Raw genomic sequence first — 25,412 nt, 5'->3', positions numbered from 1 at the left:
TTGTCCTGAATAGCGTAACAGCAGGCATTTTCGCGCCTCATGTGATCCGTTATTTTCTTTAACGTGTGCCTAAAGTATATTTTCGGTTCCTGGTTTTCTGGTTTTCTGTACCTGATCCAACGGGATAATCATGCAAGGCTCTCGGATAGCGAGCACATGCCTACAACATAAGCAGCGGCCGGGTTCAGGAGCGTTACCCCTGCTCCGGCCGCTGCTTCATGTCTTTTAGTGCTTTTAGTGCCGTCTGCCCGCCACAAGCCTTCGCTCCAAATAAGCAACCCCCTGGTACATCAAGGCCGCGATGATGGAAATCAGCAGCAGGCTCGACATGACGAGCGTAAAATTAAACACCTGGAAACCATAAATGATCAAATAACCCAGACCGGCGCGGGCTGCCAGAAACTCGCCGACAATGACTCCGATCCAGGCCATGCCGACATTGACCTTCAGTGTGGAGATAATGGCCGCAAAAGAGGCAGGCAGCACCACCTTCCGGAATTCGTCCCGCTTGCTTCCGCCGAAGGAACGGACCACTTTAATATAATTGGCGTCCACCTCGCGGAAGCTGTTATACACGACCAATGTCGTAATAATGATAATGATGGACAAGGTAGTCATCAGGATCGCCGTAAAGCCTGCCCCGAACATCACGATGAAAATGGGGCCTAGCGCTACCTTGGGCATGCTGTTGAATACGACCATATAGGGGTCCAGCACCCTGGAGAGAAACGGAAACCACCAGATCAGTATGGCCAGTGCCGTTCCAAGCAGCGTCCCCAGTACAAATCCCGCTATCGTTTCCCCGACGGTAATCGCCAGATGGCCCCATAATTCCCCGCTGACGGCATCTCCGTAAATTTGCCCAAAAACCTTGCTTGGATAGCTGAAGAGCAGCACATCAATCCAGCCCAGCCTTCCCGCCAGCTCCCAAAACAGAAAAGAAGCGATCAGAATCGCCAGCTGAACGGCGCGCACCCGCCACTTGGCGCCCCGGTTGCGCCGCTTGTACTCCACATGAATGTCCTGCATCCACACTTGCGTTTCCGCTTCCGTATGAGTATTCATAGCGGTGTCACTCCTTTGCGCCGGAGGCTTCGAGTTCGGCCCAAATATCGCGAAAAAGCTCGTTGAATCCCTCCTGCTCCCTTGCATAAAAGGGCTGCGCCTTCCGGATCGGTTCGGGAACCGTGAATGAGCTGCGGATTCGTCCGGGATTGCGGTCCAGCACGAGAATCCGGTCGCTGACTGCAATGGCCTCAGCCAGATCATGTGTAACGAGAACAGCCGTTTTTCCGTGGGTACGCAGCGTCTCTGCGATCAAATCCTCCAGCTGCAGCTTCGTCTGATAGTCCAGGGCGGAAAACGGCTCATCCAGCAGCAGCAGATCCGGGTCCGTCGCCAGCGTCCGAACGAGGGCCACGCGCTGCCGCATTCCGCCCGACAGCTGGGAGGGGTACAGATTTTCGGTGCCCTTAAGCCCCATGTCTTCCAGCAGACGCAGCACCCGCGCTTTTGGGTCTTCCTTAACGGTCCGGGTCAGCTCAAAGCCCAGCATCGTGTTTTCCAGTATTGTGCGCCAGGGAAACAAGTAGTCCTGCTGCAGCATATAACCCACTCTGTGGTCCGGTCCTGCCACCGGCTTGCCCTGAAGCAGCACACGGCCGGCTGCCGGCTGAAGCAGACCTGCGATCATGGACAGAATGGTAGTTTTGCCGCAGCCGCTCGGACCGACAAGACTGATGAATTCACCGGGCGCAACCGTAAAGTTTACGTTATCAACAGCAAGCGCAGCTTCTTTTTCCGTAACGTAGACATGTTTAATATTTTGCAGTTCCACCAGAGGGATCAATCCGATTCCTCCTTCCCTCGTAAGCCTATCCTATTTTACCTGTTACTTGGAGCCTGAAGCCTTTTCCGCATACTGATTGTTGACGATCTCTTCCAGCGGAACCTTGCGCTGCAGCTCGCCTGCACTATCCATTATGTTCTGAAGATTGGTCCATTCCTTCTCATCGATCACCGGATTTTCCGCATAAGTGCCCTGTTCCTTGTATCGCTTGACACTGCTGATCACAATATCCTTATCCGTGTCCTTGAAATAAGGGAGGATCGCTTCGGCGATTTCTTCCGGAGAATGCTCTTTCACCCACCGTTGGGCCTTCTGCAGCGCATTTGTGAATTTTTGAGCGGTCTCGCCGTTCTGCTGCAGATAGCTTTGTTTGGCCATATAGACCGTATATGGAAGCAGCCCGCTTTCCGTACCGAAGGAAGCGACGACACGCCCGCGCCCCTCTTTCTCAAAAATGGAAGCCTGCGGCTCGAACAGCTGTACATAATCCCCGGTGCCTGATGCGAAGGCGGATGTGATGTTGGCAAAATCTATATTCTGGATCAGCTGCAAATCCTGATGAGGATCAATGTTATGCTTGCGCAGCGCAAATTCTCCGGCCATCTGCGGCATTCCGCCTTTGCGCTGTCCGAGAAACTCACTGCCCTTAAGAGCTTCCCAGTTGAACTGCCCTTCGCTGCTTCTTGCAAACAGGAAGGTTCCGTCGGTCTGGGTCAGCTGGGCAAAATTAATCACCGGATCCTGAGTCCCCTGCTGAACGACATAGATGGATGTTTCCGACCCAATCAGCGCTATATCCGCCTGGTTGGACAGGAGCGCCGTCATGGACTTATCCCCACCGGGAATGGTCGTCAGTTCCACATCCAGTCCTTCCTCCGCAAAAAAGCCCTGACTTAACGCTACATACTGAGGCGCATAAAAAATGGTGCGTGCCACCTCGGCGAGTCTGACCTTCGTCCCGCCCTGCTCCGGCGAGCATCCCCCCAGCAGCAGCAATCCGCACAGCGCTGCCGCTGCCGCGGCTTTCATCCAACCTGCTGCTTTCATCACCTTTTCCTCCATTTCACTGTGCAAGTCTGTAGTATGTATATGCACAGCCCGGATGGTTGGTCAAAGTGAATCATATAGATTCATACTTTTGGGGTTTAACAAAAAAAGCCGGGAACCAGAGCGTGATAGCTCGGTCCTCGACCCTTTGCGTCAAATTACAGCTTATAGATTTCGGTATATTTCGCTTCCAGATACTCCGCCAGATAGTCCGGATTCAGCTCCTCGCCCGTAATGGACAGGATCAGCTCGGACGGTGTGCGGCTCTTGCCGTAAACATAAATTTTGTCTGTGAGCCACTCCTTGATCGGCAGCAGATTGCCCTGTCCGATGTACTGGTCGAATTCCGGCATCTGCTTGCGCATCGTGGCCACAATCTGTGCGGCATACATATTGCCAAGCGAATAGGAAGCAAAATAGCCGAAATCTCCTCCCGACCAATGTACATCCTGCAGAACGCCCAGCGAATCGTTCGGCGGTGTAATGCCCAAATATTCTTTATATTTGGCATTCCATACCTCCGGAAGTTTTTTCACCTCAAGTCCTTCATTAAACAGCATCTTTTCAATTTCATATCTTACAATAATATGCAGGTTATATGTAAGCTCATCGGCTTCAATCCGGATCAGCGAGTTCTCCACCCGATTCACGGCCAGATGGAACTGCTCCAGTGAAACCCCGGCAAGCTTGTCCGGAAAATGCTTCTGCAGCTCCTTGTAGTACCGCTGCCAGAACGGCTTGCTGCGGCCGATCATATTTTCCCACAGACGGGATTGCGACTCATGAATGCCCATTGAGGTGCCTTCCGCCAGCAGCGTTCCGGCAAGCTCGGGGCTGATGTTCTGTTCATACAGCGCATGACCGCCTTCGTGCAGGGAGCTGAAGATCGCGCTCAGCACATCGTCCTGTACGTAATGCGTCGTGATGCGCACATCCCCGGGATTTAACCCGGTTGCAAAGGGGTGCACGCTTTCGTCCAGACGACCCGCCTCAAAGTCATAGCCCATCTGCTCCAGCAAATACAGACCGAACTTCTCCTGCTGGCCAACATCATATATATCCTTCAAAAAGTTAACATCAGGCTTGTGCGGCGAAGCCTGTATTTTCTCCAGCAGCGGAACGAGCCTTTTTTTGAGCCGGTCAAACACCGCATCCAGCTTCTCCACCGTCATGTCCGGTTCATACATATCCAGCAGCGTATCGTAACGGGTATTTTTAACTCCCCAGTAATCTATAAATTCCTGCTTCATCGCCACGATTTTGGTCAGATAAGGCTCAAAGCCTGCGAAATCATTTTCGCCCTTCGCCTTTTCCCAATAGCTTTCCGATTGAGAGACCAACACGGCGTATTCCTTGATTTTTTCAGCAGGCACAGACTTGTTCAGCTCATACTCCCTGCGGCATTCCTCAACCAGTCGGCGGTCGTTGTCTTCGAGCTGCGCGGCGGCCTCCGGCGCCGACAGAATTTCCAACAGCTCCTTCATTTCGTCCGATACCTGAAGCTTGAATACCTCCGTTGATAACATGCCTACCGTCTCCGAACGGATTTCAATTCCTTTGCGCGGCGCTCCTGTCCGCATGTCCCAATGGAGAAGCCCGATCGCTTCGCCATAACTTTTGATCTTGCGCACCAGTTCCTTGAACTGCTGCAAACGGTCCGTTAACTGCTGCTGCTCCATTCCACTCACCTCAATTTAGGTTTAAATACCGGTTTTTCAGCACTCCCGGTTTGTTCCACACATCTTGATGATAATAATTAATCGCCGTATAATCAAATGTTAAGGGATCAGATCGTCACAGTTCAACTACATTATATAAAGCGAGGAGATCGAGAAATGAACCAGATTCAGACCATTTTGGAGCATAATAAGGAGTTTGTGGCGAACAAGGAATATGAAGCCTACCGGACAGGCAAGTTCCCGAACAAAAGAATGGTGATCATCACCTGCATGGATACCCGCCTGGTAGAGCTGCTTCCACGCGCCATGAATCTGCGCAACGGCGATGTGAAAGTTATCAAAAATGCCGGTGCCATCATTTCGCAGCCCTTCGGCAGCGTTATGCGCAGTGTGCTCGTCGCCCTGTATGAGCTGGGAGCGGATGAGGTTGTCGTTGTTGGCCATCACGAGTGCGGCATGGCTGCTCTCAATTCCGACGATATGATCCAGCATATGCTTGAGCGGGGAATCGATCAGAAGGTGCTGGATACTTTGGAGCATTCGGGAATCAAGCTGAAAAAATGGCTGCGCGGGTTTGACAACGTGGAAGATGGGGTAAAAAGTACTGTGGAGATCATTAAGAATCATCCATTACTTCCCCCCCGAGTACCTGTACACGGCATGATTATTCACCCCGAAACCGGGGCGCTTGATCTCGTGGTTGACGGGTACGAAAATTAGGCATCTCTTTGCTTTTGGCACGGATTTTATAATCCGTGCCCTTTTTTTTGCGTTTTGAAGCGTGAAAAGACGGGCGGTTCGCAGGTAAAGTTGAATACCATACAGTTCTAGTGTACACTTTCATTATGACAGCAGCACAATGCTGCAGTATCCAGCCGCTGATAAATTTCTTTTCTTGTATTAATGGATGAAGGAGATAACGCTTATGAATTTATTGTCCTATGGTTTGTTGGGACTTTTGGCCCGGCATGAATCCTCGGGGTATGATCTGATGCTGCGTATTCAGCCTTTCTGGCAGGCCAAGCACAGTCAGATCTATCCGCTGCTTGCCCGGATGGAGAAGAACGGCCTTCTCTCCTCCCGCTGGATTCAGCAATCAGATAAACCGGACAAGAAAATCTATATGATTACGGACAAGGGAATCCATGCGCTCCAGCAGTGGACCCATGAATCAGTGTCTCCTCCGGTTACCCGGGACGAAATGAGCCTGCGGCTTTTCTGCCTGTGGCTGGCGGATAAGGGAAGCGCCATCCGTATGTTTGAGGAGAGAAAACGTCATTTCAATCAGCGTATTGCTCACCTGGAGGACTATCTGAGCAACGTTCCCGCGGAGAATCTGAGCTTTGGCAGCCAGGCCTTCGGCGATTACATCCTCGTGCAAAAAGGGCTGCTGAACGCCAAAGCCGGGCTGGACTGGTGCAATATGGTATTGAAAATGCTCGCAGTCGGAGATGTACGGGAGGAGCAAAATCCGTTTATCCTTAAAAATTAATTTATCCCGTTTTGAAACCAAATTCCGTATTCATCGTATATAGGGGTAGCGGCTGGAGAACAATTATTTTACAATAAATTATTTTACAGGGGGTACAACTTAACATGAAAGCATTTTCTTTCAAGAAATTCACCATGATCATGATGGCTTTGACATTGCTGTTCGCTGTAGTTGCGCCATCAGACGCGGATGCGCGCCGCGGCGGAGGATTCAGCTCCGGCAAGAGATCTTACCAGACAACGCCAAGCAAACCGAATGACAGCTCCACCAACAACAACGTGAACCGCAGTGAAACTAACAGATCGAATAACGGCACGGTTGCCGGCTCCACGAATAACAGAACCGGCGGATTTTTCGGTGGCGGATTTATGCGCGGTATGATGATCGGCGGTCTGGCAGGCCTGCTGTTCGGCGGCCTGTTTGCAAATATGGGCATGCTCGGAAGTCTGCTTGGACTTGCGATTAACCTGCTCGGCATTTACCTGCTTGTGGTTATCGGTTTTGCCATCTACCGCAGCATCAGAAATCGCCGCAAGCAGCAAGAAGAATCCCGTGAAGGACGTTACTAATCCATGGTTCTAAGTATGGATGAAATCATCAATGCCGTCTGTCTTCATATGGCGGCCCGCAAGGACGTAAAACCAACCGAAGTAACGGTTGAGCTTTTGTGGGATGAGGAAACGGGTTATTCTGCAGAAGTGTGGGTTCAGGAAAGAAGCCAGTATCTTGTGGAATCCAATATTATTGAAGCGATTCTGCGGTATGTTCATTCAGAGCACGGCATTCGTGCCTACCGGGAAGACGTTACATTGGAGCTGGATGAGGAAATAACCGCTCACGTGCGGGCATAACATTAATATTACAAGAGCTGTTTCAAAGTTCGCTGTTTGATGTTCCACATGGTATTACAGTGTAAAAAAGGACCTCAAAATTCACTTTAAAGTGGATTTTGAGGTCCTTTCGCATGTTTTGAATCGTTCCTTACTTATGGCTTGATTTTAATTGCCGTATTATCGTCAAGCAGTGCCAAATTATTAACAGCTACCGTTTCCCCTTTTTCAATACCGCTTGTGATCAAGGCCTGGGAACCGGACTCGCTTGCAACAGTTACTTCCTTACGGACAACATGGCCGTCATTCACGACGAAAACATAAGCTTTGCTGTCTTGCTCCAATACGGCGCCGGAAGGTACAATCACGCCCTGCTCCGCATCGTTATTCACAAAGCTGATGTCAGCCAGCATGCCTGATTTCAGCTTCATGTCCGGATTGGCGGCCGAAACTTTCACCGGATATCCCTTGCCGCTTGAATCCAGCGGGCTTACATTTTTAACCGTTCCCGTCGTAGTCAGGTCGGAAGCTGTCACACGCACCTGAACTTTGTCACCGACTTTGACCTGATTAATCTGTTCCGCTGGGACATAGATAAGTGTATTTACCGTACTCAGGTTTGCGATGACCAAAGCAGGTGATGAGGCGGATACCATTTCTCCCACCTCTGTATTTTTGACGCCCACAATCCCGTTAATCGGGGAAGTAATCACGGTATCCTCCAGTGCATCCTGTGCGATGGAAACATTGAGCTGAGCCTGCTTGAGGGACTCACGGCTCGATTCAATTGTTGCGGTGCTTTGCGAAACCTCCAGCTGACGCTGCGCGTTGCTGTATCCGCTATTCGCATTCTCATAGCTGCTGGTTGCATTTTTATAAGCTTCCTGTGCTACGGCCAGTGCTTTTTGGGCTGCATCCAGCTGATTTTCAGCATTGGATTTGGCATTCACTGCGTTTTCGTATGCCGTCTGCGCGCTTACCACTGCGGTTTGAGCCTGTTCCAGCTGAGCCTGGGGAACAGAGCCTTCATTGAACAAAGCTTGTGTCCGGGTGAGCGTCTTTTTGGCGTCAGCCAAAGCCTGCTCTGTCTGCTTGACGGTATTGCCTGCGCTGGATAGGCCGTTCTTCGCCTGCTCCACGGCCGTTTTCGCCTGATTTACGCTTCCCTGCGCCTGGTTAATGGCGCTTTTGGAAGAGATGACGCCGTTCTTCGAGCTGACAATACCGGAGGTTGCCGATACGACGCCGGACTCGTGAGAAGCTTCCGCCGTGCCGACAGCGGCTTGGGCAGCGGAGACCGCAGCCTTGGCTTTGGCCAGATTATTGCGGAGATCGTTGTCCTCCAGCTTGAACAGCACCTGGCCTTTTTTCACCTCTGTGCCGACATCTACCGGAAGCTCCATAACCTTGCCCGCGATCTTCGGAACGATGTTGACCGTCTCGGCCGGAGTAACCACCCCGGTATAAATTTTGCCTTCACCTAAAATGCCCTCCTGGGCCTGACTTACCTTCACCGGCACAACCATTTCCTGAGCCGCTCCTCCGCTGCCCGAGCAGCCGGCTAACACAGCTGTTCCGAGCAGAACCGCGGCTAACGTAGTTTCCAATTTTGTTATCTTCATTTTGTTCCCTTTCTTTCTATCATTTTAATGAGGGCGCATCACGATTGTCTGCCTTGCCTTGCCATTACTCGCTTGCTGCAGCTTCCTTCTCCGCTTTCTTCCGTCTGATAAACAGGAAAATAAGCGGAATGGAACAGAACAGCGGTACCGAGGATACCAGAAAGGTGTCTCCGATGCCTCGCGAATAAGCATCCAGCGATATTAGACCGGAAACCGTAGACTGCCAGGAGCTGCCGAGCAGTGCCTGGAATGATCTGGCAGAATCAGGCGTAATCGATTCAGCAATATGCTGGGAATGCATGGCCGTCCGGCTTTGCATAATGGAAGTGAATACCGCAATTGCCATCGAAGCCGCTACCGTCCGCACCAGATTCGATGCCGTGGAGGCATTGCCCACCTTGTTTGGCGGCACTGCGTTCATGCCGACCGTGGATAATGGCATCATACAGATTCCGATTCCGAGGCCGCGCAAAGCCATTACGATTTCCAGCCACTGGTGAGGCGTGTCCGGAGTGAGCTGGTGCAGATGATATGTCATAAAGCTGGTCAGCGTAAGACCGACCAGTCCCAAGGGCACAATTCCGAATTTATCGAACAGCTTGCCCGCGATCGGCATCATGACGGCCATTGCGAGCGCCTGCGGAATGAGCAGAATACCGGTGTCTATGGGAGACACGGACTGGATATTTTGCAAAAACAGCGGCGTAAGGAACATCCCGCCATACATCCCCATCATCACAAGACTGGAAGCAATAACGCTGATCGTATATCTGTAGTTTTTAAACAAGGAAATTTCGATCACCGCATTGTCTTTGCCGGCTTCAACGTAAATAAGGAACACCAGCGCCCAGAATGCAATGAAAAACAATCCTACAATTTTAAATGAAGTCCAGCCGTCGGATGAACCGTTCGACAACGCGTACAGCAGAGTGCCTGCACATGTCGCCGCCAGTAAAAAACCGGGCAAATCAAATTTTCGCGGTTCCCCTTTAGGCGGTTCCTTGATCAAAACAATGACCATCAGTATCGCAAACAAAGCAAACGGAAGACTGATGATAAACAGAAAACGCCAATTGAACCATTCGATCAAATAACCACTGAGTGTCGGGCCAATGGCCGGCGCCGCCATCGCGGAAATCCCCCAGATCCCGAGCGCCATACCGATTTGCTCCCGCGGCATGATTTTGTACACAATCGTCATACTAAGCGGCATAATGACACCGCCACCCAAGCCGGCAATGATCCGTGCGGCAATCAGCGAAGAATCGTTCCAGGCGAAAATACAAATCGCAGTACCAAGCGAAAAAACGCTAAGCGCTAATATGAGAAACTTTTTATAACCGATGCGCTGCTCCATAAAACCTGTAATCGGGACGATCACTCCGGATGCGAGCGTATATCCCGTGATAACCCATTGAATCTTCGTCGTGGTCGAGCCGAGGTCTGTGGTCAGACTCGGGATGGCCACGTTGATCAGACTGTTGTTGAGAATGGCGACAAACGCCCCCAGGATAATCGCTAAAAAGGCAAGCCAGCGTTCTCTGACCGAGCCTGTGGAAGGAGCAGCGGCAGTATCTGTGGAAGACACATCGACTCCCCCCTTTTATTTGGTATGAATTTTAACTTCCACGTTGGTTCCCGGAATCAGTTGCAGGTCCTCCGGCGAGTTAAGCACGATTTCCACGGGGATACGTTGGGTCACTTTATTGAAGTTTCCGCTTGTATTCGTGGCGGCAATGGCAGCGAATACCGAGTTGGAGGCCTGCCCCACCTTGCGCACCTTGCCCTGGATAGTCCGGTCACTCGCGGCATCAAGCGTAATATCCACCAGCTGTCCCGGCTTCACCCGGCTGATGTCGGTTTCTTCAATGTTGGTCGTTACATAAGCGCTGTTCAGATCTGCCATAACCGCAACAGCGGCGCTCGGTGATCCGATCTCATGCACTTTGGAATACACCTTGATCACAGTGCCGTCGATTGGCGCCCGCATGACCGACTTGCTGACGGAAGAGGCATCAAGATTCGCAACGTCCTGTTCGGCCACCGGCTCATTTTGCTTGAGCACATCGCCTTCTTCCACATCGATATGGGTAATCTCTCCTGTAATCTGAGGCATTACCTTATACTGGTCCACCGTAATGCGGGCATCGTCACTGGTAACAAAATGGCTTCCTTGATACCAGTAATAATAGCCAAGCGAGCCACCGCTTAAGATTAAAATTACAATGAGAATCGGCAGTACAGTCTTCTTACTCACTTCTTCCACCCCTGTTACTTAAAAAATTATTATTTAACGCTAATATTTTAAATTTAAAATATACGCGGTCAAATCAATGGATACAAATATGCTGAATAAAGAAAAGCATGACTTTTAAGCCATGCGCTTAGCAATACAAAAGCGATCAACAACTAATGTAATGAATTATATTTAAAAAGTTTCATATGTAAGCTCACAAAAATTAATTATAGTTAAAATTATCAAATTGGCAAGTAGTTCTTTGGGCCTATTTCGGAAAATTCACCGCTTTCAGCACGCAAAAAGACGCCCGAAAGCATAGAACTTTTGGGGCGTCATTAATACATTTTTAGCACTAAGAAGTGTAGAGTCTGCCGTTCTTTTTCTCTGTTCGTGGAAGCAGATTGCTCTGATGCCGATCCGCACAGCCAGGGCAGAGACACCCCTCTGACGCATGGCCTGATTCCTGCATAGAGTCACGCAGCAGCGTGACATAATCCATTGATCTGCCCAATGAGGACGGGCCGATCACATAAGACACCTTCTTGCCTTCCAGCAGGCAGTAGAATTCAATCATTTCGGGTACATAACCAAAGGCGTAATGGCTGAACACGGTAATGAGATGCATATATGTGTTTATTAAATAAGGGTCATAAGAAACCATGTATTTCTGAATAAGCAGTGAATCGGACTGCTGTCCCATCATCCAGGCTGCCTGTATGATCACCGATAGCTCCACGTTCAGCTCTGCTGCCGGAATCTGAAACTGCTCGAACAATATGGCGGGCTCACGGAACTGCCGGTTAGACGCCCCGATTTTGGAGATCCCGCCGGTCACCTTGTCTTTAACCTCCCAATAATGGGAACAGGATTCAAAGCCTGCATGCTGCTTCGGCCACCACTTTTCAAGTATGTACTGCACAGGGATTTCAGTTCTGACCTCATACGGGGTGCTGTAGTATTCATGCAAAGCATGGCTGACCGCATACAGCACATGTTCCCGCCAGCGCATGCCCGGCTTCCGCTTATCGCTTCTGTGGGATTGCTCAAGCTTTCGGGGGCCCCACATATTTTCAATTTGATAATCGTAAAGCACAGGCATGGAACTGCTGCGCTGCTCTTCTCCCATCACGCATCGGTCCTTTCCTCAGGATACCGTAATACCAACCTGCAAAAACCTGCGGCCGAACTCACGGCATGTTTCCTTTTCCGCATCCTGCGGATTAAATTCTATCTTAAGGCTGTCCTGCACCAATAACGCCCCCCGCTCCTTCAACTTCTGCTCCAGCACGTCGACTGCACCGCAAAATTGCGCATAGGACGTATCCCCGCTGCCAAAAACCGCCGTTTTAGTCCCCTCCAGCTCAAGCTCGTCCAGTTCCTCATAGAAATCAAGAAACTCATCGGGCAGTTCGCCGTCGCCCCAGGTATAGACTCCAAGCAGGTATCCGTCATATTCAAGCAGCTCCGCCGCATTGCATTCATAAGCTTCCTTAAGCACCGCCGTATGCCCTGTTTGCCTGATGCCTTCAGCGATCAATTCGGCAATTTCTTCGGTATTTCCCGTCATCGACGCGTAAGCAATCAAAATCTTGGCCAAAATGAATCCCTCGCTTTACTATCATCTTGTTAACTTGAATATAAATGATAATGATTCTCATTGTCAAATAAATTCGCAAAAATAAAAATCTGCCGTATATAAACGATACAGCCACCTTTCATTTTACCTGCTGCTCCAGGAGTTCGCATCCCCTCCCTGCTGGCGGCGCAAGCTGCAATTGTGTACAATAGTGTGCATACGACTTTTTGAAGGATGGATTATGACATGTATGTAGCTGACAAGTGGAAAGATTATGAAGTGATTGATACCGGTGGCGGTGAAAAGCTCGAACGCTGGGGAGAGGTAATTTTGCGGCGCCCTGATCCGCAAATCATTTGGCCTTTGACCAAGGAAACGGCGGAATGGCGCAGCACACACGGCCATTACCATCGCAGCTCGTCCGGCGGCGGCAGCTGGGAGATGAAGAAGCCTGTACCCGAGCGCTGGGCGATCAGCTATGAAAACCTTAAGTTCCATATTCGCCCAACCAGTTTTAAGCATACCGGCCTCTTCCCTGAGCAGGCGGCCAACTGGAGCTGGATGATGGATAAGATCGCTGGGGCAGGCAGACCGATCTCGGTGCTGAATCTGTTCGCTTATACAGGCGGAGCGACGGTTGCAGCCGCTTATGCCGGAGCAAGTGTCGTTCATGTCGATGCGGCCAAAGGCATGGTGCAGTGGGCCAAGGAGAATGTGCAGCTGTCCGGTCTTGCCGACAGACCAGTGCGTTTTATAACTGACGATGTATTCAAATTCGTGCAGCGGGAACAGCGGCGCGGCAACAAATACGATGCTATCATTATGGACCCGCCTTCCTACGGCCGCGGACCCAGCGGCGAAACGTGGAAGCTGGAGCAGAGCCTCTATCCTTTCCTGGAATCGTGCATGAGCATCGTATCGGACAACCCTTTATTTTTGCTGATCAACTCCTATACGACCGGCATTTCGCCTACCGTATTGAAAAATATGCTCAGCATGACCATGCAGCCAAGATATGGCGGCAGTATCACTGCCGGCGAAATCGGGCTGCCGATTACCCGCTCCGGGCTCATTCTGCCCTGCGGCATTCTCGGACGCTGGGAGGCGTAATCCCCATGCCACTTGTTCCAAACGAGGAATCCGGGATCAAGGTATTGTATGAGGACAACCATGTGCTGGCGGTTGCAAAACCAGTCAACGTTCCTACTCAGGAGGATGCGAGCGGAGATCCCGACCTGCTGACCCTGCTGAAGCAGGATTTGAAGATCAGGCATCAGAAGCCTGGAAACGTGTTTTTGGGGTTGATCCACAGACTGGACAGGCCTGTTGGCGGCGCCATGATCTTCGCCAAAACGTCCAAAGCCGCATCCAGGCTGTCCGAGGCCGTCCGCAGCCGCAGCTTCCGCAAGCTGTACGCAGCCGTAGTGCACGGCTCCCCTAGAGGGCAGAGCGGCCGGCTTGAGCATTACCTGCTCAAAGACCCGCGCACCAATACAGTGCAGACAGTGAAGCCAGGCACGCCGGGAGCCAAGCAAGCCTTGCTTGAATACAGAGTTGTGGGAGAAAAAAACGGACTAAGCTTGATTCTGGTTGAATTGCACACTGGCCGGCCCCATCAAATCCGCGTGCAAATGCAAAGCATCGGCTGTCCCCTGTATGGGGATCAGAAATACGGTGCTCAGGTGAACCGTCCTGGCCAGCAGCTCGCTCTTTGGTCCCTGCTGGCTGGCGCTCCCCACCCTGTCAGCAAGGAGCCTCTGTTGTTCCGATCGCTCCCGCCTCGTCAATTTCCGTGGAGTGAATGGCCGGAGGCGGTTTATGAAGAGGCTCACTAACAAATAAAATATCGGCTGCTAAAGACGTAAGCTTTTGTCTTTGACAGCCGAGTAAATTCCGGAACCCTATAACCAGTTCGCACTTCGAGTGCCGTCCGTCACTTCAAATTAGCTCACTGTTCTTGCCTTCTGTTAAAAATGCAATCTGCGCTTCATTTCCTTACGGAATCCCTTGTCTGTGAGCATCCACATCCCGAAAAGTGTTAACAGGGCATACAGCCCGGCCGCAATAGCTGTCCATAATACTTGTGACATGCCTACGGCATATAACAGCAAAGGGACAAAACAAAGGAGAATCAGAGTTAACAAGTATCCTGTGAACTCCCGCCACCACATACTGCACATAATGGTAACCACGAAGGTTGCAGCCATCATCAGGAACGGAATGACATATCCTGTTGACCAGTTACTCGTGCCTGCCGCCACATTGATCCACAATAGCATACCCGACAGCCCGAGCAATTGAACGATAACTTTGGCGCCCATGTGTGATCGTGATATCAAAGTATGTCTTATGAACAGCCAGACGTACAATACACAGGGGATCACATACAGACACCACCAGACATCGCTTTTTCCCAGCGCGTTGATGAGGATGGAGAGACTGATAACAACCAGCACGATAAAGGCAAGCCACTTGGAAAAAAGATTGCTGACTCGCTGCTCTTGTGTAAATGTATAAACAGGGTACCAGCGATTGCCGGCTGTTTGTGCTGCCCCCCTGCCACTTAAGTTTCTTCGGCATAAGGGACATGCGGCATGCGCCGGATCTACGGATACGCCACAGCTCATACACTTCATGCTCCCATCCCCCAATCATTGCTGACAATCCTCAAGTCCAATCCGCTTAGAATGGCGAGCTGGCGAAAAAAATGCATGATCACATCGCTTTCGACAATATTGCGTGCAAAGGTGATCGTGAGCTCCTCATTGATGGAGCATACAGCACAATTTATCGGGCTTTTAGCTGTTGGGTACAACGTGGCCTCCATGGCCTCTACATGCGCTGACATACTGGAAGGAATAGCGATTCTGCCCAGATTGGTAAGCGTAAGCGTTTTGACTTCTTCACCGTAATGGTCGAAGCCATATCGGATCGCCAAGTTCTTCAGCTTGAGCGGTGTAAATCTGGATAAAAGATTTTTCTCGTATTTCATGCTGCCGGCCATTACTTGACTTAAATAGGGCTTGGTTGTTTTTTCTTTCATCTGTGCATGTACGATTTCGAGCACTTGCTCGAATGTCATGTCTTCATTCATCTCTACACCAATGTTAATCACTGCAAAAAAGTTCCTCAGACTGCTGGAAGGGAATATTTTTCGCAGATTCACCGGTATGCATATTACAATGGGCAACTTCTCGTTATTGAAAGGCAATGTGGAAGCATGAACCGCCATGATCAGAATCGCCGTCAGATATGCCGTGAGAGTTACGCCCTTCTCCTTGGCAACCGCATTCAGCCGGGAAGCGTGGATCATTCCGTGTATCACATTGTGTCCATAAGGCGTAAAACGTGTACCTGGAATCTGCAGGGCTTCCGATGCCCTGATTTCCGTTTCTGATGAGGCAGAAGCGTAATGGGCTTTAAAGCTGTCCTGTTCTTCAGCATAACGGGCAAATGACGCAGGGGGTAAAATCAGACCTTCCTTGTCCTCAATGCTCTCACCGCTCAGATATAAATATTGGAATACCAAGGTTTTGAGAAACTCAAGCGCCCCTCCTCCGTCTGTCAGTGCATGAAAAATCTCCACGCTGACTTTGTTGCCGTAATATAAAACTTTTACCAGACTTCCGTTCTTATCCGAAAGCGTTACTGGCGCACAGGGATAGGTCGTTTCCGGTTCGATCGTCAGAGGCGTCTCTTTCTCGCGCAGGAACTTCCAAAAAAGTCCATTGCTCAGTTCCATCTTCAAGAGTGGATACCTCTTAATCACCCCGTCCAAAGCCTGCTGCAAGAGCGACGGATTTACGGGACTTGTGAGTATCATTGACAACCGAAAAGTTGAGGAATTCTCCTGACCCGCAACTGCCGGGAACAGCTTCCCGGCGTGGTCAAGTTTATACCATTCTGCCATACGTTGATCTCCTTAGTTTTTGTAACGTCACATTATGAATACAGAAAAGCCATCACATCCTCGACCGGGGGCACCATGAAACGATCTCCCATAAACAGCTTCATATCAGCAACCCCCTGAATCACGGAAAAGAAGAAGAGCGACAATTGATAAGGATCCCCTTGCCTAAATTCCCCCAGCTTTTGCCCTTCTTCAATTAAGCGGGCGGTCTGTTGGAACAGCAGCAGATCGATCTTTTTCAGCTCCGACATTTGCGGCAAAGGCTCCAGCGCCAGCAGCGAGCGGGTCATCAGTATAAAATATTGCGAAATCGGCTCATTCCCTTGAATATCCTTAAGCAGGCCGGACGTCACCTGAGTCAATGTCCGGGAAGGGTTCCCATCAGAATCGAGAAACCGAATGGTTTCCGCCATTTCCATCATCGTATTGTCAACCAATTGGGTGAACAGCTCCTGCTTGGAGGCAAAATGCCGATAAATCAGGCCTGTGCTAATGCCCGCGGCTTTCGCGATATCCTTCATGCTGGTTAAGGCAAAGCCCTTTTGGACAAAACATGCTAGACCGGCGGTTTCGATTTTTTTTCTTGTTGCCGCCGACATTTGGTCGTTCTGTTCCTTTGTGCGAGGCATTGCGATTTCTCCCTCATAAAATGAATTGAACGTAAATTCATTTTATTTTATTAAGGGTGGCATGTCAATAAAAGTACGGACACAGCTTCCCCTGTCAGTACGGGAAATTTCAAGTTTTGTTGTTGCTAAGGATTTTGATTTGCTCTTACCGAATACAAAAACCCTGCAGCCTAATGCAGGGTTTTTGTATTGTATAGATTTTTATTTACGAAGAAACAGCCGTGCGTCTCTTTTTCTCCACCACTTCACGCTGCTTCTGCGGGTTTGTATTTTGAATAAAGAATGACAGGATCAGGGCGGCAATGCTCATGCCTGTGGCAATCATGAACGCATAATTGATGCCGTAGGTCATGGCATGGTTGGTGATGCCCGCCAGGCCTGCGCTGTCCGTCATGGATACCCCTTGGGCGGCGGCCAGTTCCTGCGTACGGCTCTGCGTTTTCATCGTCATGACCGTTACGAGCAGCGCCGTCCCGATCGAGCCTGAAATCATGCGCAGCGTATTGCTCATCGCCGTACCATGGGCGTTCAAATGCTGAGGAAGCTGGTTCAGCCCCGCCGTCTGGATCGGCATCATAATCATCGACATGCCGAACATGCGGGCCGTATAGATGATCATCAGCTCCATAAACGATGTGGTTTCAGTAAGCCGTGTAAACTCCCAGGTCGTGATGCTCATAATGGCTAAGCCGATGACGGTCAGCCAGCGGGCTCCAATTTTATCAAAGATCGTTCCTGTTATCGGGGACATGATGCCCATCAGAATCGCCCCGGGCAGCAGCAGCAGACCCGACTGCATGGGGGTAAAGCCGCGAATGTTTTGCAGATAAAGCGGCAGCAGGATCATGCCCGCATACAAAGCCATGGTGACAATCACGTTAATAATGATGGTCAGACTGTACATATTGTAATTAAAAATACGGAATTCCAGCATCGGCTCATCGCTTTTAAACTCACGAATAATGAACAGTACCAGGGCAATGGCGCCAATGGCGAGTGTTGCGAGCACAACCGGGCTGCTCCAGCCAGCGTTGGCTGCCTCACTGAAACCGTACAGCAGACCGCCAAAACCCAGTGTGGACAAAATGATTGCCGGAATGTCCAGTTTCGGATTGGACAATTTCGTCACATTTTTCAGAAAAAATGCGCCGATTAACGTAGCGAGCACCGCGATTGGCAGGATAATCCAGAAGAGTACGCGCCAGTCATAATGCTCGACAATATATCCGGAAAGCGTCGGACCAACGGCCGGGGCAAAGGTCATGGCGATACCCATCATACCCATCGCCTGTCCCCGTTTCTCGATGGGGAAAATATTCAGAAACACGACGGTCATCAGAGGCATCGTAATACCGGCCCCGGCGGCTTGAATCAGTCTTCCCAGCAAAACAACAGTAAAGTTAGGAGCAACGGCACACAGCAGCGTTCCGATGCTAAATAAAATCATGGAGCTTAAAAAGAGCTGTCTGGTGCTGAACCTGGCGATCAGAAAAGCGGTCACCGGAATCAGCACACCGTTGACCAGCATAAAGCCGGTTGTCAGCCACTGGGCTGTCGACGGCTCGATGACCAGATCAGCCATCATTTTCGGTAATGCGATGTTGATTAACGTCTGATTCAGTAAACCTACAAATGCGCCAAGCAGCAGTGCGGCTACGATTGGTGCTTTTCGTATTTCAGCTGTATCAGCAGTTTGGGGATTGTTCACGTTGTGTCATTCCTTTCTCTTGAAGCTTCTGTACGATTTGCTGATGAACCTGCAATGTAAAATCAAGATCCGCCCTCGGAATCTCCAATATGCTTGAAACTCGCTCCATCCAGAGTGTATCGATGCGTTCCCGGACGGCTTCTCCCTCAGCAGTCAATTTCAATGTTAACGACCTCCGGTCATTCATGAGACGGGCACGGGTAATATATCCTCCCTTGCACAGCCGCTCCACAACGCCGCTCATCGTACTGCTTCCCATGTTGGCCAGTTTTGCCAGCTCGGCGAGACCGATGTCTGGCCGCTCATGAAGAATAGACAGTACGAGATATTGGACAGACGTTAACTCCAATTGCAGATCACTGTGCCAAAACACCTGAAACAGGGCCTTGTTAACCTGTCTGAATGATTGAACGATGCGATAGATCTCATGCTTATCGTCCAATGCCCAAGCCTCCTTCATTTCTATTAGCATTATAATCATTCGTATGCGAATTATTATAACTATATCTATATAGTTTAAACCTTCATTTATGTAATAGTCAACATAACATGCTCTTTTTTCTGTAAATTAGCAAAAATAAAAGACAGTTTTCTGAAAGCCAGAAATAAACTGTCTGATTTTATCCTTTATTAAGATTCTAGAATGTATAAGCTGCCTGGAATCGCAAGAAAAACTACCGCTAAGCGCGGTCTGGCTTCTGTGAATATACATCGATAGACGTTTTTCTTATGCTTGTCCGGCCGCTGTAATTTTGCCCAATAAATAAACGAGCAGATTCTGGTTATGAATGGAGATTCGGCCGAGCGCTGCAGACAAAAAATCATTGCGAATTTGAATGCCCCGGTCTGCTTCCTCCTTGCCGCGGTCCGTGATCAAGATCCACACGATTCTGCGGTCCTCCTGATCCCTTATACGGGTGACAAGCTCGTTCTTCTCCATCCTGTCCAGCAGCATGGTAACTGCGGCGGGTGTCGTGGCAAGGAACGGGATCAGCTGGGAGGGCTTCATCCGGCCGTTCTCCCTAAGCACTTCCAGTACCGTCAACTGGGACTCGGTCAACGAGGGTGCCAAGTTCTGTTCCATATATGCTTTATAGTCTTTGGTTAGCTTAAACCACAGCTTGGCAAATTCAGACGTTTGCATTCTTTCATCTCCTCTCAGCAGTCAACTATACGCACGTCGTAAATGCAACTTATTCATGCTGTTAAATTTCGCCGTGACACCTGCTTTTCCTGCCCTGTTCTCCTTAAGAAAGCCAAAACAGGAAATAAGTCATACATACACCCATGGGGTATGCTGCATTTCGACAGTGGTCATTAAAAACCTTGCCATCCTGACAGACAGAGCCCGACAATAAGCGAAAGTCCGAAGCGGAATTCCTAAAGGATTCTGCGATGCTCTTGAGACGATTCAGAGATACTTCTGGAGATATATCCTGAGACGATCTTGAGAAGTTTTAAGTATTAATTTCCTTCAATATCCTTAAATTTCAATTATTACTCTGAACCAAAAACGAGATCGTATTTTAACAAGACCGGACGTAGTACAAAATCGTCCTGACGGACTGTAATGCTGCTATTTCGGCGAAAACAAACGTTTGTGGAATGTCAACGGACCCCATAGCCTTTATTTAGCATTTAAGCGAATGTTTTGGGGCATTTTGGGGTAAATAAGATCTCCCTAGTCCGTTAAAACACTGATATTTCGCTTTTGGGGCAAATAAGAGCACTCGAGTCCGTTAGCGTGAAAGGATGACGATGCCTCGTTCCAATGGCTAGTTGTGAAGCATTCTTTCAGGTTGAGCCATTTTTAGAGAGGAAAGTCGGCGCCAACGCCGAAGGCTATTGCTTTTCCGCCAGTTGCTTCACCCTTTCCGCTGCTAGTGCTTATACCTACGTAAAGAACCGTAAGGCAACACCAATCTCAAGCAATTCCTGATTTAATAAAAAAAAGGTCGAGATAGGTACACCACCGTTCTCGACCTTTGCGAAGCAATATTCTTTTCATCTTCGAATCAGCAAACCAAACATCCCCTTGAACAAGCGAAGCATTCAAGGAACACTACCCTGCAAAGTACCCGGAATTGTCCTGAAGAAGCGGAGCGTTCGCCTTTGTCCCCGGATTTCTTCCACTGCCTATTCAATCAGGAAATCCGGGGACAACAGCGATCGGAAGGACAATCCGGGTACGCCTAACTCCGGGTACGCCCCCTACTCAACCTCTGACGAGCTCTGCGGCTCAGGACGAAGCAGTACGTCCGCGACAAGGTCCTTCTTCTCTAACGTAACGAGCAGTTTGCCCGTATCCTTGCGATCCATTAATGGCGCTTTCTCGGAGAGGAAGGACAGGACTTGCCCTTCGGTGGTAACGACGCTCACCTGCACGGCCTCCGTAACGTGGAAAGCGGCCACCAGCCTGGAACCGTTCGGGCGCACCCGCTTCCCTTCCTTGAATTCAAAGGTGGCAATGCCTTTGCCGCCCCGCCCCTGAGCCGGATAATCAAGCAACAGCGATCTCTTTCCGTATCCGAGATCAGACACGACGAGAATCTCTCCTTCATCTTCCTGAACCCAAAGTGCGGCGATGACTTCGTCTTCGTCCGCCACCTGGATACCACGGACACCCGCTGACACACGTCCCATCGCGTTCACCTCGTTCTCACGGAAGCGAATGCTCATTCCGGCACGGGTGACAAGCAGCAGATCACGCGAATTGTCACTCAGCGTGACCGACAGCACTTCGTCGTCTGCAGCCACCTTAGCCGCAGCCACCGCACTGGAGCGCTTGGTCGCATAATCCTTCAGTTCCGTACGTTTGACCTGTCCTTTGCGGGTGACAAATACAAGACTTTTGCCCTCTTCTTCCATGCTCTTCACCGGGATGATGCTGACAATCCGGTCTTCCTTGGATAAAGGAATAACATTGACAATCGCCGTACCCGGCTCCTTCCACTTGTATTCAGGGATCTGATGCACGGGCAGCAGGAAGTACTGTCCCCTTTGGGTAAAGACGAGCAGCGAATCCAGAGTGTTCACATCCAGCAGCTCTGTCACATAGTCGCCTTCCCTGACGCCGGAGCCGTAGCGTTCCCCACCGGAGCGGGTAAAGGACAGCAAGCTGGTCCGTTTGACATACCCCTGTTTGGACAGAGTCACGAGCACATCCTCGGAACTAACCATGACCTCAAGGTTCACCTTGATTTCTTCCACTTCCTCCTGAATGGCGGAGCGGCGGTCGATGCCGAATCGCTCGCGGATTTCGAGCAGCTCCTTGCGGATAACATTGATCAGCTTGCGGTCGCTCTCCAGAATGGAACGCAGCTGGGCAATTTTCTTTTGAATATCAGCCAGCTCTTTCTCCAGGGAAGTAATCTCCAGATTGGTCAAACGGTACAGCTGCAGGGTTAGGATAGAATCCGCCTGGCGCTCACTGAAGCCGAACATCCACTGCAAATTGTTCTGTGCATCCTGACGGTTCTTGGATGCCTTGATTGCTGCGATGACCTCATCCAGAATATTAAGCGCTTTAACCAGGCCCTCAAGCACATGAGCACGGTCCTCCGCCTTCTCCAGCTCGAATTGGGTGCGGAAAGTCACAACTTCGCGCTGATGCGCAATGTAGGCTTCCAGAATCGGTTTCAGCCCCAGCTGATGAGGCGCCTTGTTCACGATAGCCACCATATTGAAGTTGTAGGCCACCTGCAGATCCGTTTTCTTCAAAAGATAAGCCAGGATTCCTTCCGCATCGGCGTCTTTCTTCAGTTCAACGACAATGCGCAGCCCTTCGCGGCCGCTTTCGTCACGAACCTCGGCGATGCCCTCCACCTTTTTCTCCAGGCGGATATTTTCCATGGCTGTCACCAGCCGGGATTTGACCACCTGATAAGGAATTTCCGTAATGACAATCTGCTGCTTGCCGCCCCGCAGCGATTCTATCTCCGTCTTCGAGCGGATATAGATACGCCCTTTGCCTGTTCTGTACGCGTCCAGAATGCCTTCCCCGCCCATAATCAAGCCGCCTGTCGGGAAGTCGGGACCTTTGATAAAGGTCATGATCTCTTCCAGCTCGATGGAAGGCTTCTCCATCACGGCGATGCAGGCATCGATTACCTCGCGCAGATTATGAGTCGGAATTTCAGTGGCAAAGCCGGAGGAAATACCGCTGACGCCGTTGACCAGCAGATTCGGATAGCGTGAAGGCAGGACGACCGGCTCCTTGGCCGTATTGTCGAAATTGTCCTTGAACAGAACCGTGCGCTTCTCGATATCGCGCAGCATTTCCATCGCGATCGGTGAAAGCCTTGCTTCCGTATAACGCATCGCCGCTGCCGGATCATCATCCACAGAACCCCAGTTGCCATGCCCGTCGATCAGGACATGTCCCATTTTCCAAGGCTGAGCCATGCGGACCATTCCTTCGTAAATGGACGAGTCGCCGTGCGGATGATAATTCCCCATCACGTCGCCGACGGTCTTGGCCGATTTCCGGTACGGTTTATCCGGCGTGTTGCCCGAATCGTACATAGCGTACAAAATGCGGCGCTGCACAGGCTTCAGACCATCGCGTACATCAGGAATGGCGCGGTCCTGAATAATATATTTGGAATATCGGCCAAAGCGGTCGCCGACAACCTCTTCCAGAAAAGCTGGCAAAAACTGTTCTGATAAGCTCATCTAAGCACCTCTTTTTAAAAATAACCGTTAATCATCTAAGCAAAAAACGCCGCCTGTAGCGTGAAAGGCGGCGGGGCAGGCTGAAAAACCGCCCGCCTTTTTTTTGCAAACATGTCGTTTACTCTTCATATTCGGTAAAATCCACATTTTCGACAATCCATCTTTTGCGCGGATCGACCTTGTCGCCCATCAATGTTGACACTCTGCGCTCAGCCTTGGCCGCATCCTCGATCTGCACCTGCAAAAGAATGCGCGTCTCCGGATTCATCGTCGTCTCCCACAGCTGCTCCGGATTCATTTCGCCAAGTCCTTTGTACCGCTGCAGCTCGAAATTCTTCCCGAATTCCTTAAGGTAATTCTGCAGCTGCTCGTCGCTCCAGGCATATCTGACCGTTTCCAGCTTGCCTGATTTACGGGTGATTTTGTAAAGCGGCGGCTGTGCGATATAGACTTTACCGGCATCGATCAGCGGCTTCATATAGCGGTAGAAGAACGTAAGCAGAAGCACTTGAATATGAGCGCCGTCCGTATCCGCGTCTGTCATGATGATAATTTTCGAATAATTGCTGTCATCGACGGTGAATTCTGTACCGATCCCCGCACCGATGGCGGAAGTGATGGCACGATACTCCTCATTCTTCAGAATATCGGCCAGCTTCGCTTTCTCGGGATTCATCGGTTTGCCCTTCAGCGGCAGAATGGCCTGAATCTTGGAATCCCGTCCCTGCTTGGCAGAGCCTCCCGCCGAGTCTCCTTCGACGATAAACAGCTCGTTGCGCGTAAAGTCCTTGGACTGCGCAGGAGACAGTTTGCCGTTCAGGTTGGAGCTCTCGCTGCGCTTTTTGCCCGAACGCATTTCATCCCGTGCTTTTCTTGCCGCTTCACGCGCCTTGGAGGCCTGAATCGATTTCTTGATCAAGGTTTGCGCCACCTGCGGGTTTTCCTCCAGAAAACGCTGCATGTTCTCGGCCACAATCGCATCCACGGCACTGCGCGCCGATGCGCTCCCCAGCTGATCCTTGGTCTGTCCGACAAATTCCACCTCAGACATTTTCACGCTGATGACGGCCATCATGCCTTCGCGCAGGTCGTTGCCCTCCAGATTTTTTTCTTTTTCCTTGAGCATGCCCGTACGGCGGGCGTAATCGTTCATCACTCGCGTATAGGCTGTCTTGAATCCGGTCTCATGCGTGCCGCCGCCGCGGGTCGGAATGGAGTTCACGAAGGAAGCGAGCGTTTCCGTATAACCTGCATTATACTGAATAGCCACTTCAACCTCGATCTCTTCCTTTTCACCGGTGAAATGAATCACATCGTGCAGAACGTCTTTGCCCTCATTCAGGAACGCGACAAACTGGCTGGCTCCGCCCTCATAATAAAATTCATCGCTTCTGCCATTACGCTCATCCTTCAGGACAACGCGGAGACCTGAGTTGAGGAAAGCAATTTCCTGCAGCCGCTCGGCGAGCGTATCGTAATTCAGAGTAATGCCGTTCTGGAAAACGCGGATATCGGGTTTGAACGTGACTTTGCTGCCGGTCTTGTTCGTATTCCCGAGCACCTCAAGCCCGGTTACAGGTTCACCGACATGCTCAACCCCTTGCTCATCCTGCCAATATTCAAAACGCTGGCGGTGAATTTTGCCCTCCCGGTAAATCTCCACCTCCAGCCACTCGGAAAGCGCGTTGGTTACGGACGCCCCTACACCGTGCAGGCCGCCCGATTTCTTATACCCGGAACCGCCGAATTTGCCGCCGGCATGCAATATTGTAAAAACAACCTGGGGGGTTGGTATCCCCATTTTGTGCATTCCCGTTGGAATGCCCCGTCCGTTGTCCAATACGGTAACTGAACCGTCCTTATGCATAGTGATGTCGATTCGGGAGCAAAATTTGGCCAGATGCTCGTCAACCGCGTTGTCTACAATTTCCCATACCAAATGATGCAGTCCCGAAGAACTGGTGCTCCCGATGTACATGCCCGGCCGTTTCCGTACCGCCACAAGCCCTTCGAGAACTTGAATGTCGTCCGCCCCGTAATCCGAAGCCTGACGGTCGTTGCCGTCAGCCCCCTTGGCGAACAAGTCGATTTGGTCGACCATTCATGCTCCCCCTTTGTCTAATCATGACCTTGTTTTAACCAAAAATGCAAACAGAT

General features: G+C 50.5%; 23 protein-coding genes. 6 read left to right on the top strand and 17 right to left on the bottom strand.

The window, feature by feature from the left end; genetic code table 11:
- Positions 1-234 precede the first annotated feature (234 nt).
- From ACE5KN_RS12280 to ACE5KN_RS12265, 4 genes are all read right to left on the bottom strand, one after another.
- Positions 235-1,029 carry an ABC transporter permease gene (locus tag ACE5KN_RS12280; protein ID WP_375523760.1) on the bottom strand — a complete coding sequence of 265 codons (795 nt, stop codon included), beginning with the start codon at positions 1,027-1,029 and terminating at the stop codon, positions 235-237.
- Positions 1,030-1,072: 43 nt separating this feature from the next.
- Positions 1,073-1,849 carry an ABC transporter ATP-binding protein gene (locus ACE5KN_RS12275; RefSeq protein ID WP_375523678.1) on the bottom strand — a complete coding sequence of 259 codons (777 nt, stop codon included), beginning with the start codon at positions 1,847-1,849 and terminating at the stop codon, positions 1,073-1,075.
- A 42-nt stretch (positions 1,850-1,891) separates the two neighbouring features.
- Entirely contained in the window at positions 1,892-2,896 is a 1,005-nt protein-coding gene (locus ACE5KN_RS12270) for an ABC transporter substrate-binding protein (RefSeq protein WP_375523677.1), read from the bottom strand.
- 158 nt (positions 2,897-3,054) lie between these two features.
- A complete protein-coding gene (locus tag ACE5KN_RS12265; protein WP_375523759.1) occupies positions 3,055-4,575 on the bottom strand; it encodes a carboxypeptidase M32 in 1,521 nt (506 codons plus the stop codon).
- A 156-nt stretch (positions 4,576-4,731) separates the two neighbouring features.
- On the opposite strand from ACE5KN_RS12265, the gene ACE5KN_RS12260 reads away from it, so the two are divergent.
- The 4 genes from ACE5KN_RS12260 (at position 4,732) to ACE5KN_RS12245 (ending at position 6,918) form a co-directional block, all read left to right on the top strand.
- Positions 4,732-5,295: a beta-class carbonic anhydrase gene (locus ACE5KN_RS12260; RefSeq protein WP_375523676.1), complete on the top strand. Its 564-nt coding sequence runs from the start codon at positions 4,732-4,734 to the stop codon at positions 5,293-5,295.
- A gap of 205 nt (positions 5,296-5,500) precedes the next feature.
- Positions 5,501-6,067, top strand: coding sequence for a PadR family transcriptional regulator (locus ACE5KN_RS12255; RefSeq protein WP_375523675.1), 567 nt, complete (start codon positions 5,501-5,503; stop codon positions 6,065-6,067).
- 104 nt (positions 6,068-6,171) lie between these two features.
- A complete protein-coding gene (locus ACE5KN_RS12250) occupies positions 6,172-6,636 on the top strand; it encodes a hypothetical protein (RefSeq protein ID WP_375523674.1) in 465 nt (154 codons plus the stop codon).
- 3 nt (positions 6,637-6,639) lie between these two features.
- Entirely contained in the window at positions 6,640-6,918 is a 279-nt protein-coding gene (locus ACE5KN_RS12245; protein ID WP_375523673.1) for a YxcD family protein, read from the top strand.
- Between the two features lie 134 nt (positions 6,919-7,052).
- Here the strand turns inward: ACE5KN_RS12245 and ACE5KN_RS12240 are convergent, their stop codons facing one another.
- From ACE5KN_RS12240 to ACE5KN_RS12220, 5 genes are all read right to left on the bottom strand, one after another.
- Positions 7,053-8,519, bottom strand: a complete 1,467-nt coding sequence (locus ACE5KN_RS12240; RefSeq protein ID WP_375523672.1) for an efflux RND transporter periplasmic adaptor subunit — start codon at positions 8,517-8,519, stop codon at positions 7,053-7,055.
- Positions 8,520-8,583: 64 nt separating this feature from the next.
- Complete coding sequence (locus tag ACE5KN_RS12235; RefSeq protein ID WP_375523671.1) at positions 8,584-10,107, bottom strand: DHA2 family efflux MFS transporter permease subunit; 1,524 nt, start codon at positions 10,105-10,107, stop codon at positions 8,584-8,586.
- Between the two features lie 15 nt (positions 10,108-10,122).
- Positions 10,123-10,776 carry an HlyD family secretion protein gene (locus ACE5KN_RS12230; protein ID WP_375523670.1) on the bottom strand — a complete coding sequence of 218 codons (654 nt, stop codon included), beginning with the start codon at positions 10,774-10,776 and terminating at the stop codon, positions 10,123-10,125.
- A gap of 334 nt (positions 10,777-11,110) precedes the next feature.
- Positions 11,111-11,884: a hypothetical protein gene (locus ACE5KN_RS12225; protein WP_375523669.1), complete on the bottom strand. Its 774-nt coding sequence runs from the start codon at positions 11,882-11,884 to the stop codon at positions 11,111-11,113.
- 18 nt (positions 11,885-11,902) lie between these two features.
- Positions 11,903-12,355, bottom strand: a complete 453-nt coding sequence (locus ACE5KN_RS12220) for a flavodoxin (protein WP_375523668.1) — start codon at positions 12,353-12,355, stop codon at positions 11,903-11,905.
- A 225-nt stretch (positions 12,356-12,580) separates the two neighbouring features.
- Between ACE5KN_RS12220 and ACE5KN_RS12215 the strand changes: the two genes are divergently transcribed.
- Complete coding sequence (locus tag ACE5KN_RS12215; RefSeq protein ID WP_375523667.1) at positions 12,581-13,444, top strand: class I SAM-dependent methyltransferase; 864 nt, start codon at positions 12,581-12,583, stop codon at positions 13,442-13,444.
- A 5-nt stretch (positions 13,445-13,449) separates the two neighbouring features.
- Entirely contained in the window at positions 13,450-14,169 is a 720-nt protein-coding gene (locus ACE5KN_RS12210) for an RluA family pseudouridine synthase (protein ID WP_375523666.1), read from the top strand.
- A gap of 132 nt (positions 14,170-14,301) precedes the next feature.
- Here the strand turns inward: ACE5KN_RS12210 and ACE5KN_RS12205 are convergent, their stop codons facing one another.
- The 8 genes from ACE5KN_RS12205 to parE all read right to left on the bottom strand — a co-directional run bounded on the left by ACE5KN_RS12205 (position 14,302) and on the right by parE (position 25,356).
- Complete coding sequence (locus ACE5KN_RS12205; protein WP_375523665.1) at positions 14,302-14,970, bottom strand: DUF6320 domain-containing protein; 669 nt, start codon at positions 14,968-14,970, stop codon at positions 14,302-14,304.
- Entirely contained in the window at positions 14,967-16,244 is a 1,278-nt protein-coding gene (locus ACE5KN_RS12200; RefSeq protein WP_375523664.1) for a condensation domain-containing protein, read from the bottom strand. Before ACE5KN_RS12200 ends, ACE5KN_RS12205 begins: the two co-directional genes overlap by 4 nt.
- Positions 16,245-16,276: 32 nt before the next feature.
- Positions 16,277-16,873, bottom strand: coding sequence for a TetR/AcrR family transcriptional regulator (locus ACE5KN_RS12195; protein WP_375523663.1), 597 nt, complete (start codon positions 16,871-16,873; stop codon positions 16,277-16,279).
- A 205-nt stretch (positions 16,874-17,078) separates the two neighbouring features.
- Positions 17,079-18,581 carry a DHA2 family efflux MFS transporter permease subunit gene (locus ACE5KN_RS12190; protein ID WP_375523662.1) on the bottom strand — a complete coding sequence of 501 codons (1,503 nt, stop codon included), beginning with the start codon at positions 18,579-18,581 and terminating at the stop codon, positions 17,079-17,081.
- Positions 18,559-19,023, bottom strand: a complete 465-nt coding sequence (locus ACE5KN_RS12185; protein WP_375523661.1) for a MarR family winged helix-turn-helix transcriptional regulator — start codon at positions 19,021-19,023, stop codon at positions 18,559-18,561. The genes ACE5KN_RS12190 and ACE5KN_RS12185 overlap by 23 nt, the downstream gene beginning before the upstream one ends.
- 285 nt (positions 19,024-19,308) lie before the next feature.
- Positions 19,309-19,725 carry a MarR family winged helix-turn-helix transcriptional regulator gene (locus ACE5KN_RS12180; RefSeq protein ID WP_375523660.1) on the bottom strand — a complete coding sequence of 139 codons (417 nt, stop codon included), beginning with the start codon at positions 19,723-19,725 and terminating at the stop codon, positions 19,309-19,311.
- A gap of 1,067 nt (positions 19,726-20,792) precedes the next feature.
- Positions 20,793-23,255 carry a DNA gyrase subunit A gene (gene gyrA / locus ACE5KN_RS12175; RefSeq protein WP_375523659.1) on the bottom strand — a complete coding sequence of 821 codons (2,463 nt, stop codon included), beginning with the start codon at positions 23,253-23,255 and terminating at the stop codon, positions 20,793-20,795.
- Positions 23,256-23,373: 118 nt separating this feature from the next.
- Positions 23,374-25,356 (bottom strand): DNA topoisomerase IV subunit B, encoded by a 1,983-nt coding sequence (parE, locus tag ACE5KN_RS12170; RefSeq protein WP_375523658.1) that lies wholly within the window; start codon positions 25,354-25,356, stop codon positions 23,374-23,376.
- Between the last annotated feature and the right edge of the window lie 56 nt (positions 25,357-25,412).

Source organism: Paenibacillus terreus (assembly GCF_042138595.1).
Classification (GTDB): Bacteria; Bacillota; Bacilli; order Paenibacillales; family Paenibacillaceae; genus Paenibacillus; species Paenibacillus terreus.
The sequence above is the reverse complement of the archived record's forward strand: the minus strand, read 5'-3'. Positions and strand labels throughout refer to the sequence as shown.